Annotated in this window: 10 protein-coding genes; 8 read left to right on the forward strand and 2 right to left on the reverse strand. The window is 70.9% G+C overall.

What is annotated here, in order from left to right; translation table 11 throughout:
* Positions 1–138 precede the first annotated feature (138 nt).
* Entirely contained in the window at positions 139–1,068 is a 930-nt protein-coding gene (gene nudC / locus AB0M52_RS24115; RefSeq protein WP_363957729.1) for an NAD(+) diphosphatase, read from the forward strand.
* A 43-nt stretch (positions 1,069–1,111) separates the two neighbouring features.
* On the opposite strand, the gene AB0M52_RS24120 is transcribed toward nudC, so the two are convergent.
* Positions 1,112–1,609: an SRPBCC family protein gene (locus tag AB0M52_RS24120; protein WP_363957732.1), complete on the reverse strand. Its 498-nt coding sequence runs from the start codon at positions 1,607–1,609 to the stop codon at positions 1,112–1,114.
* Between the two features lie 26 nt (positions 1,610–1,635).
* Between AB0M52_RS24120 and AB0M52_RS24125 the strand changes: the two genes are divergently transcribed.
* Positions 1,636–2,022 (forward strand): metalloregulator ArsR/SmtB family transcription factor, encoded by a 387-nt coding sequence (locus AB0M52_RS24125; RefSeq protein WP_363957735.1) that lies wholly within the window; start codon positions 1,636–1,638, stop codon positions 2,020–2,022.
* 59 nt (positions 2,023–2,081) lie between these two features.
* Positions 2,082–2,411, forward strand: a complete 330-nt coding sequence (locus AB0M52_RS24130) for a metalloregulator ArsR/SmtB family transcription factor (protein ID WP_363957739.1) — start codon at positions 2,082–2,084, stop codon at positions 2,409–2,411.
* Between the two features lie 74 nt (positions 2,412–2,485).
* Here AB0M52_RS24130 and AB0M52_RS24135 read toward each other — a convergent pair whose 3' ends face one another.
* Positions 2,486–3,151 (reverse strand): TetR/AcrR family transcriptional regulator, encoded by a 666-nt coding sequence (locus AB0M52_RS24135; RefSeq protein ID WP_363957742.1) that lies wholly within the window; start codon positions 3,149–3,151, stop codon positions 2,486–2,488.
* Positions 3,152–3,229: 78 nt separating this feature from the next.
* On the opposite strand from AB0M52_RS24135, the gene AB0M52_RS24140 reads away from it, so the two are divergent.
* The 5 genes from AB0M52_RS24140 to AB0M52_RS24160 all read left to right on the forward strand — a co-directional run.
* Positions 3,230–4,711 carry a DHA2 family efflux MFS transporter permease subunit gene (locus tag AB0M52_RS24140; protein ID WP_363957745.1) on the forward strand — a complete coding sequence of 494 codons (1,482 nt, stop codon included), beginning with the start codon at positions 3,230–3,232 and terminating at the stop codon, positions 4,709–4,711.
* A 20-nt stretch (positions 4,712–4,731) separates the two neighbouring features.
* Positions 4,732–4,812, forward strand: a complete 81-nt coding sequence (locus AB0M52_RS24145; protein WP_363957757.1) for a putative leader peptide — start codon at positions 4,732–4,734, stop codon at positions 4,810–4,812.
* Between the two features lie 124 nt (positions 4,813–4,936).
* Positions 4,937–7,384 carry a M14 family zinc carboxypeptidase gene (locus AB0M52_RS24150; RefSeq protein WP_363957748.1) on the forward strand — a complete coding sequence of 816 codons (2,448 nt, stop codon included), beginning with the start codon at positions 4,937–4,939 and terminating at the stop codon, positions 7,382–7,384.
* Between the two features lie 130 nt (positions 7,385–7,514).
* On the forward strand, positions 7,515–7,718 hold the full coding sequence (locus AB0M52_RS24155; RefSeq protein ID WP_363957751.1) for a DUF6767 domain-containing protein: 204 nt from the start codon (positions 7,515–7,517) through the stop codon (positions 7,716–7,718).
* Between the two features lie 231 nt (positions 7,719–7,949).
* Positions 7,950–10,077 (forward strand): discoidin domain-containing protein (locus AB0M52_RS24160; protein ID WP_363957754.1); only part of this gene is annotated, 2,128 nt, incomplete at its 3' end.

The following is a 10,077-nucleotide window of genomic DNA, read 5'->3' on the forward strand; positions in this document are numbered from 1 at the left end:
ACCGGCCGTCCAGCACGAACTCGATCACCCGCGGCTCCTCCCCAATTGGACCTTTCCCGTTGTCCTATGACAGTAGGACTATAAGACAGGTTGGGGATCGAGTGGACTGTTGTCAAGCTCCATGGGCACGATCAGGGCATGACGTTCGACGGGCTCGCGTATACCAGGACACCCCACGACCGGGCGGCGAGCATGCGCACCGACCCGGACTGGGTCGCCGAGCAACTCCGCCACGGCGACACCCTGGTCCTACCGATGTGGCGTGACCGCCCGCTGCTGACCACCACCGGCCAGCCGGCCATGCTCACCGCCCGAGCCGGCCGCGCCCTGGTGTCGGCCGCCAGCCAGACCATCCTGCTCGGCCTGGACGGCGCGACGGCGACCTTCGCCGCCGACCTGAGTGACACCGACGAGGCCGACGCGCTGCGGCTCGGCGCTGCGGACGCCAGCGCCGACCTGCGTGGCCTGGCCGCCACGCTGCCCGGCCCGCTCGCCGCGACCCTGGCGTACGCACGCGGGCTGCTCTACTGGAACCGGCACACCCGGTACTGCGGGTCGTGCGGTACGCCCACCGCGAGCGCCCACGCCGGTCACCTGCGGTTGTGCCGGGGCTCGGACTGCGGGCGGCAGCTGTTCCCCCGCATCGAGCCGGCCGTGATCGTGCTGGTGGAGAGCGCCGGCCCGGAGCCGCGCTGCCTGCTGGCCCGCCACCACGGCTCCGGCGCGGATGGCTACTCCCTGCTGGCCGGGTTCGTCGAGATCGGCGAGAGCCTGGAGGGCGCCGTACGCCGGGAGGTCGCCGAGGAGGCCGGCGTCGCGATCGGTGCGGTGACCTACCGCAGCTCGCAGGGTTGGCCCTTCCCGGCCGGCCTCATGGTCGGCTTCGTCGCCCAGGCCGTCGACGAGACGATCGCCGTGGACGGCGCCGAGTTGCTGGAGGCCCGCTGGTTCAGCCGCGCCGAGATCGTCGAACGCATCGTCGACGGTCCCGGCTCGGGTCCGGTCGACTCCATCGGTGGTTGGCTGCTGCGCTCCTGGGCCGGCCTCGACGGGCCTGGTCCTCGCTGACGGTCGCGGCCAGACGCCGCGGGGCCTGCGTGCGTCCCGGCGCTCAGGCGTAGAAGCCGGCGCGCAGCTTGATGCCGTGCTCCAGCCAGGCCTTCAGGCAGCAGAGCATGTTGGTCCACCCCTCGCAGTTGCCGTACGAGGCCCGCTGGCCCTCGGGGGTGGCGCGCCAGCCCTCCTCGGCGATCGTCACGAGGGTCCGGTCGTTACCGAGCGGTTCGAACTCCATGGTGACGGTCGTGTGGTAGGCCGCGCCCGCGACCGGCTCGTCGGCCGTCGATGCGGCACCGTCGGCCGCCTCCCACCGCAGCACGATCCGCCGGTCCGGTTCGACCTCGACCACCTCGACCGGGAACGCCCCGGGGAAGTCGGCGAAGTCCCAGCTGACGGTGGCGCCGGTGGTGAGGCGACCCTTCGCCCCGCCGGTGGTGAAGTAGTGGGAGAGCTGGTCCGGGTCGACCACGGCTTCGAACACCTCGTGCACCGGGCGACTGATCCGCCCGGCGATCTTGAACCGCAGGTCCACGGTGATCTCCTCCTCCATCCGCTGACGTGTTATATCTGTATAACATGTCAGCGCGTCAGGAGCAGCAGCCCAACCCGGATCCGGTCGACGAGGACGGCGTGTTCAAGGCGCTGGCGTCGCCGACCCGGCGGCGTCTCCTCGACCTGCTGAAGGACCACGCCCGGACCACCGGCGACCTGTGCGACCGGTTCCCGCAGCTGGACCGGTGCACGGTGATGCAGCACCTGCGGGTGCTCGAGGCCGCCGGTCTGGTGATCGCCCAGCGCAAGGGCCGCGAGCGGTGGAACCACCTCGACCCGCTACCGATCAAGCACATCCACGACCGGTGGATCGGCGAGTACGCCAGCGCCGCGGTGGGCATGCTCGCCACCCTCAGGACCGAACTCGAAGGCGGTACGCCCGACCGGACAGCCGGCGGCACGGCGCGGTAGCCGTCGACGGACACTCCGGGCGCGCGGAGTCAATTCATCACCTGCTGTACTTTGGTGCCATGGCGGCGCTGACCTACGGAACCGTCCTGGCTCGCTTCGGGCACGCGCTGTCCGACCCGGTCCGGGCCCGGCTGCTGCTCGCCCTGCGCGAAGGCCCCGGCTACCCCGCGGAACTGGCCGACCTGCTCGGCACCAGCCGGCAGAACCTGTCCAACCACCTGGCCTGCCTGCGCGGCTGCGGCCTGGTGGTGGCCGTTCCCGAAGGTCGCCGCTCCCGCTACGAACTGGCCGACCCCCGGCTGGCCCACGCCCTCGGCGACCTGCTCGGCCTGGTCCTGACCGTCGACCCGGCGGCCTGTCCGGCCACCGAGACCGACGACTGCTGCTGACGGCCGGTCGCCACGCCATCGCCGTCAAGGACGGCCGAGCCGCCTGGCGGGGCTGCTGCGGACTCAGGTTTAGATCAATGGCTGGGATAACCGCCTTGACGTGTTTGTGGGTTGAAGGCCAGCAGGAAAGTTCGGACGGCGGAGCGGGCGACCTCGTCCAGCTCGGTGTCGCTGAGCGGGCGTGTGCCCATCTCGGAGCGGGCCTCTAGCGGGCCGATGAGTAGGGCCATGAAGTGTTCGGCGGCCTGGGCGGGGTCGCTGGCGTGCAGGTGTCTGGTGAGCATAAGCCGGGCGAACCGGTCGGCCAGGGCGGCGTTGAGACGGTGGGGTCCATGTTCTCGGACGATGTCCAGGGCATCGGGGAATGTGGTGATCTCGGAGTAGAGCAGTCGTCGCAGCGCGCAGGAGCGACCGTCGCAGTGCAGCCGTAGCAGGCGCCGCGCCACGTCCTCCAGGGTTGCGCGCAGGTCATCGCCAGGCTCGTGAAGCGGTCCCAGTGCGGCTACGCGCTCGTTCAGCGCGGCCTGCGCAGCGGCTTCGAGTGCGTGCCGAAACAGCGTGGCCTTGTCGGTGAGGTGGTTGTAGACCGTGGGCTTGGCCACGCCCGCCTCGTCCGCGATCTCCTGAACGCATGCCTGCGCGTATCCCTGACGGCCGAACACCGTGAACGCGCCCTGAAGGATCGCCTGCCGCTTGTCGATCCGTCCGCGTGTCGACGCGGTGGTCCGAGCCTTACTCACCCCCCGACTATACCCACTGGTTCAAGTTCCTGAACCAACCACTTGCGCGCTAACTCGCCGGATAACTAGCTTGAACCCGTGAGTTCAATTTCCGGCCGTCTGGATCCGCCGTTGCTGCGGATGGTCACCGTGGTCCTGCTCGGCGGGCTGCTGGGCATCCTCAACAGCACGATGTCTGCCGTCGCCACCGACACCCTGGCCACAGCCTTGGACACCTCACTGAGCACAGTTGGCTGGGCGTCTACCGGCTTCCTGCTGGCCGTCACGGCGACCATCCCGTTCACTACCTGGGCCGTCGACCGGTTCGGTGGCAAGCAGCTGTGGCTGACCGGTCTTCTGCTGTTCGTGGCCGGATCGCTCGCCGCCGGGCTGGCTTGGAACGTCGGCAGCCTGATCACCTTCCGTACCCTGCAAGGTGTCGGAGCAGGTCTGCTCGACCCACTTGTGCTGATCCTGCTGGCCCGTGCCGCTGGTCCGCACCGCGCGGGACGCGTCATGGGTCTGATGGGCCTCGTGCTCTCCCTCGGCCCGGTACTCGGGCCGATCGCCGGCGGCGTCGTCCTCGCCAACCTGTCATGGCGGTGGATGTTCCTGCTGAGCGTGCCGGTCGGAGCCATCGCCTACCTGCTCGCCCGCCGCGTGCTGCCGCAGGACGTTCCCGCTGAGCCGGGACAGACCCGGTTCCGGCTCGACGTGCTCGGTCTTGCCCTGCTCGCGCCGGGCCTAGCCGCTGTCGTCCTGGCCCTCTCGCAGACCGCGGAGCATGCCGCGTTCACCGCGTGGCAGGCCCTGACCCCCCTGGCCCTCGGTGTCGTGCTGCTGGTCGGCTACACGGTTCACGCGCTGCGCGCCCGGCGCTCACCGCCTCTGATCAACCTGCGCCTGTTCGCCAACGGCGGCTTCACGGCCAGTGTGACCATCATGGGCCTGGGCGGCATGGCCAGCTTCGCCGCTCTGTTCGCGCTGCCGCTGTACTACCAGCAGGCGCACGGGCATGGCGCCCTCGCGGCCGGGCTGCTCTTGGCGCCGTTCGGTTTGGCGGGAGCTATCGCCATGCCACTGGCCGGACGGCTGTCAGACCGGGTCGGCGCCCGGGGCCTCGCCGCCTCCGGTGCGATCGTCGCCGGCACCAGCGGGTTGGTCTTTACCCAGATCACCGCGAACTCCCCCAAAGGTTGGCCGGTCCTAGCCGCGTTCACCATCGGCATCGGTGCGGCCCTCTTCAGCGCCCCGACGATGGGCTCGCTCTACCGCACTTTGCCCGCGTCCATGGTGGCGCAGGGCAGCTCGGTGCTCTACATGCTCAATCAACTCGGCGCCGCGCTCGGCATCGCGCTCGTCACGCTCATCATCCAGACCGCCAGCGATCCGATCGCCGGATTCCACAATGTCTTCTGGCTCGTGGTCGCAGTGACCCTGGTCATTCTGGCTGCCGTCCCACTGCTGCCCGGTCGACCGCAGCCGCCCGCCGCAACCGCGCACCCACCTCGACCGGACGACACCGTTGTCATCGTCGGCCGGGACAGGGAGACGCCCGGGGATCTTGACACCCGGACGTGATCCGGTGAAGGATTTCCACTGTGCGAAGCGCCTACCTCACCAAGCGGGGTCACATCGACCTCCTGCGCGTCGCCAGCGCCGCCTGTCGACCCTGCCTCTGACGCCGGGTCCCTCTTTCCGCCCGCCGTGGGCGTTCCCCACCTGCCGTAGGTCTCCGGCCCTACCGCTGCGCCCGCTCAACGGCACCCGCTCCATCCGACAGGAGAGCTGTCCATCGTGCACAAGATGTCCGTACGCCTGGCCACCGCCGGGCTCGCCCTCACCCTGCTCGGCACGACGGCCTGGGCCGCGCCGGCGAACGCCTCGGCGTTGCCGGCCGTGCCACCGTCCGCGCCGAGCCTGAACCAGATCGCCGGTTACCCCCGGCAGAACGTGCTGCCGGTCTGGCCGGACAACTCCGCCGACGCCTCCATCCCCATCGGCGTCATCCCGTACGACGAGATCGCCCCGAAGCTGAACACGCTGCAGGCCACGAGCGACCGGGTCTCCGCCCGGGTGGCCGGGAAGTCCAGCGGTGGCTACGACCTGTACGCGGTCACCGTCACCGCATCGGAGACCCGCAGCGAGGCTCGCCAGCAGGAGGAATGGAAGCGCCTCATCGAGGACGACCCGGTCCGGGCGCGCACCGATCCGAAGCTGCTGGCCGAGTACAAGACCCCGCTGTTCGTCAACGCCAACATCCACGGCAACGAGTGGGAGGGCACCGACGCGGCGCTGCGCGTCATCGAGGAGTTCGCCACCAGCACCGATCCCGAGGTGGCCCAGCTGCTGAAGCGGAATCGGTTGATCTTCAACGTCACGTCCAACCCGGACGGTCGGGTCGCCGGCACCCGGGCCAACGACGCCGGGTACGACCTCAACCGGGATCTCACCATCGTCTCGCAGCCCGAGACGAACCTGATCCGCGAACTCACCATCGACACCAAGCCGATCATCACGCTCGACCTGCACGGCTACGTCAGCCCGACGCTGCTGCACCCGAGCACCCCGCCGCACAACGTCAACAACGAGTACGACCTCTTCATCAAGCACGCGCTGCCGAACGCGCTGGCCATCGAGGAGGACCTGCGGGCCCTGGGCTACGCCGAGACGCAGCGCGCCCGGATCCCGTTCCGGGACGACGCGCCAGGGGTCTGGGACGACTTCCCGCCGATCTACGTGCCGTCGTTCGCGCTGCTGCAGAGCAGCATCCCGTACACCATCGAGGCGCCGCTCAACCCGCGCGGCACCAACCTGACGCCGGAGGAGCGGATCCGTCGCTCCGGCATCAACACCGACGTGCACGAGGTGGCGATCAAGACGTCGCTGCGGTACATCCAGGACCACCGCGCCGAACTGCTGCACGACCAGGCGGAGGTCTACCGGCGCGGTTGGGCCGGCGAGCCGCTGCGGGACATCCCCGACGGCTACGTGCCGGGCTGGGGTCCGGAGGACAACTACAACACCGTCTTCCCCCGGGCGTACGTCATCCCGACCGGCACCGGCCAGCGCTCCGAGCCGGCCGCCGCACGTCTGGTCGACCTGCTGATCGGCAGCGGTGGCCGGGTCTGGCGGGCGAAGCACGACTTCCGAGCCGAGGGCCGCAGCTACCCCGCCGGCTCGTACGTCATCGACCTGCACCAGCCCAAGCGGGGCCTGGTCAACTCGCTGCTCGAACCGGGCATCGACCTCACCGAGCGGGTCAACGACCTCTACGCCGGCCCCGCCGCGTGGAGCCAGGGGCTGACCTGGGGCGCCACCGTCGACACCCTCTGGGACCAGCTGCCGAAGGTGCAGCTGACCCGGGCGTACGACGGGGTGGCCGAGGGCGCGCTCCCGCCGGCCAGCGCCGACCTGCGCCTGAACCTCCAGGACGCCGCCGACCTGCTGGTGGTCAACTCGCTGATCCGCAAGGGCCTGCGGGTCTACCGGCTGGCCGACGGGTCCGTGGTGGTACCGGCCACCCCGGCCAGCCGCCCGCTGCTCAAGGAGGAGGTCCGTAAGCACGGCGTCACCTTCGAGCGTGCCCCGGCGGGCTGGCAGGGGACCCGGCTGGACGAGATCGTCGTCGGCTACCTGGGCAGCGTCGAGCCACGGGACACCCTGGCCGCGCTCGGCTTCTCGACCCGGGCCGTCACCGCCACGACGCTGGCCAGCACGCTGACCGACGAGGTCGACGTGCTGCTGGTCGCGAGCAACCTCAACGTGGCGACCCTGACCGCGGCGAACCGCGCCGCGCTGGACGCGTTCCTGGCCCGGGGCGGCGGCGTGGTCGGGCTCGGCACCGCCGGTGCGAACTTCGGCAACGCCACGTCGCTGTTGAGCGTCACCGCCACCGCCGGGCCGTCGCTGGCCAGCGGGGTGGCCAACGTCGTCAACCAGGGCGGCCCGGTCACCTCCGACGCCAGCCCGCACGCCTTCATCAGCCAGCCGGTGTGGTTCACCAACCTCGGCACCGGGGTGACGGTCGAGCAGTCGTACGCCGCGGACCCGCTGCTCGCGGGCTGGTGGGCGACCACCGGGGCGAACGGGCAGGCCGCCGCCGCGAACCAGGCCAGCGTCGTCCGCAGCGTCAGCCCCGGTGGCAACGGCGTGGTGCTGATCGGCACCAATCCGACGTTCCGGCTGCACCCGAAGGGGCTACAGGCGCAGCTGGGCCGGGCACTGCTCTGGGCCGCGCAGCCGACGCCGTGAGCTGATCCGCACGGCTGACCGCGCAGCGGTGGGGGCCCGGAGCGCTGTCGCTCCGGGCCCTCACCCGATCCGGTCCAGGTGGGGCCGAAAGACCTACCCGGGCGGCCCGGGCAGCGGACATGCTGGAGTCATGAACGGCCACCCTCCGCGGCCGGACGCGAAGTGCCCGCTTCGCCCCGAGGAACCGTGCACCCTGTGCCAGCTGGATGTGACCGGCCCGCAGGACTGCCCGCTGGTGTACCTGGTGATGACCGACGACGAGCTGCGCGCTGGGACGCACCGCAGCCGGCTCGACTTCGCGAGCCGCCGGCCGCCGTCCCGGCCGGCCCGGTAGGTCCGTACGTCACCCTTCCGCACCGGGCTGCGAGCCCAGCGGCCGACCACGCGGACCGCCTCCACTCCCCCGGGAACACCGGCCGCCGCCGGGCGCCCAGCGGCGCCGCAATCCGTTTCTTACAGCTCGATCGCCGCAATCTTTCAATCGGCAGTCGATGTATTGCGTCCCGACGTCGACGGCTGGCATCATGACCGTCAATTCCGTCCTACCCTCGAAGGAGTGGTCGGCATGGCGCTCACCCGCCGCACCCTGATCGGGTCCATCGCGGCGGGGTCCGCGCTCGCCGCCACCGGCGATCTGGTGCCCACCGCCGCTCGGCCCGCCCACGCGGCCAGCCCGCCCGGCGACGTGGTCGGGAAGATCACCGTCGGCTACCAGGGCTGGTTCAGCTGCCCCGGCGACGGCGCGCCGATCGGCGGCTGGTGGCACTGGAGCCGGGACCGGTTCCAACCGCCTTCGCCGAGCAACACCACGATCGTGTCCTGGCCGGACCTGCGGGAGTACGCGCACGGCTACCCCACCGCGTACCCCAACCTCGGCAACGGCCAGCCCGCGACGCTGTTCTCCTCGTACGACCAGCAGACGGTGGACACCCACTTCCGCTGGATGCAGGAGCACGGCTGCGACACCGCCGCGTTGCAACGGTTCAACCCGTTCGGCGACGAGGGGCCGACCCGCGACGCGATGGCGGTGAAGGTCCGCGGCGCGGCCGAACGGTTCGGGCGCAAGTTCTACCTCATGTACGACGTCACCGGCTGGACGTCGATGCAGTCGCAGATCAAACCGGACTGGACGACCAAGATGTCGGCGCACACCGCCTCCCCGGCGTACGCCCGGCAGAACGGCAAGCCGGTCGTCTGCATCTGGGGGTTCGGCTTCAACGACGACGGCCGCCCGTTCGCCCCGGCGCCCTGCCTCGACGTGGTGCAGTGGTTCAAGGCGCAGGGCTGCTACGTCATCGGTGGCGTACCCACCTACTGGCGGCAGGGCATCAACGACTCCCGGCCCGGCTTCTCCGACGTCTACCACGCGTTCCACATGCTCTCGCCGTGGATGGTCGGGCGCACCGGCACCCTCGACGGGCTGGACTGGTTCCACGCCAACGTCAACGTCCCCGACCTGGCCGACTGCACCGCGTACGGCATCGACTACCAGCCCTGCGTGATGCCCGGCGACCTGTCCGCCGGGCACCGCCGGCACGGCGACTTCTACTGGCGGCACCTCTACAACATGATCCGGCTCGGCGCGCAGGGTCTCTACGTCTCGATGTTCGACGAGTTCAACGAGGGCAACCAGATCGCCAAGACCAGCGAGACCCAGGCGGGCACCCCGGCCGGGGCCGGCATCCGGGCGCTGGACGAGGACGGCACCTTCTGCTCCGCCGACTACTACCTGCGGATCACCGCCGACGGCGGCCGGATGCTCAAGGGCCAGCTCGCGCTCACGCCGGTGCGACCGACCCCGCCCGTCGTCGGGGGTGGGCCGCCACCGACCGGCAACCTGGCTGCCGGCCGGCCCGCGGCGGCCAGCAGCCAGAACGGCCCGTTCACCGCCGGCAACGCCGTCGACGGCGACCGGAACAGCTACTGGGAGGCGACCAACAACGCCTTTCCGCAGTGGTGGCAGGTGGACCTCGGCGCCGCGTACCCGGTCAACCGGCTCGTCCTCGCCCTGCCGGCCGGCTGGGAGGCGCGCACCCAGACGCTGTCGGTGCAGGGCAGCACCGACGGCGCCGCGTTCACCACGCTGGCCGCGCCGGCCGCGATCCGGTTCGACCCGGCGACCGGCAACACCGCCACCGTCACCGTGCCGACCACGACAGCCCGGCACATCCGGGTCACCGTCACCGGCAACACCGCCTGGCCGGCCGCCCAACTGGCCCACGTCGAGGTGTACGCGACCACCGGCACACCCGACCCGCCGCCCCAGGTCGACCTGGCACGCGGCCGGCCGACCGCCGAGAGCAGCCACGTGCAGAACTACGGCAGCGGGAACGTCGTCGACGGCAACCCCGACAGCTACTGGGAGAGCGCCAACAACGCCTTCCCCCAGTGGGTGCAGGTCGACCTCGGCACGGCCACCGCGATCGGGCGCGTCGTGCTCCGGCTGCCGCCGTCGGCGGCCTGGCAGACCCGTACCCAGACGTTGTCGATCCAGGGCAGCACCGACGGCGCGGCCTGGAGCACTTTGGTCGCGTCCGCCGGCCGGGTCTTCGACCCGGCGACCGGCAACCAGGTGACGCTGACCCTCTCCGCCGCCCCGACCCGGTACGTCCGGGTCCGGTTCACCGGCGTGACGGACTTCCACACGCCGCGGGCCAGGTTCGCGCCCTTGCTGGTCACCCGCTCACCGGACC

The organism is Micromonospora sp. NPDC051296, assembly GCF_040682255.1.
Classification (GTDB): domain Bacteria; phylum Actinomycetota; class Actinomycetes; order Mycobacteriales; family Micromonosporaceae; genus Micromonospora; species Micromonospora craterilacus.

Coding starts and splice junctions, on each gene's coding strand:
- nudC (WP_363957729.1), top strand. CDS start 139: ATGACGTTCGACGGGCTCGCGTATACCAGGACACCCCACGACCGGGCG.
- AB0M52_RS24120 (WP_363957732.1), bottom strand. CDS start 1,609: ATGGAGGAGGAGATCACCGTGGACCTGCGGTTCAAGATCGCCGGGCGG.
- AB0M52_RS24125 (WP_363957735.1), top strand. CDS start 1,636: ATGTCAGCGCGTCAGGAGCAGCAGCCCAACCCGGATCCGGTCGACGAG.
- AB0M52_RS24130 (WP_363957739.1), top strand. CDS start 2,082: ATGGCGGCGCTGACCTACGGAACCGTCCTGGCTCGCTTCGGGCACGCG.
- AB0M52_RS24150 (WP_363957748.1), top strand. CDS start 4,937: ATGTCCGTACGCCTGGCCACCGCCGGGCTCGCCCTCACCCTGCTCGGC.
- AB0M52_RS24155 (WP_363957751.1), top strand. CDS start 7,515: ATGAACGGCCACCCTCCGCGGCCGGACGCGAAGTGCCCGCTTCGCCCC.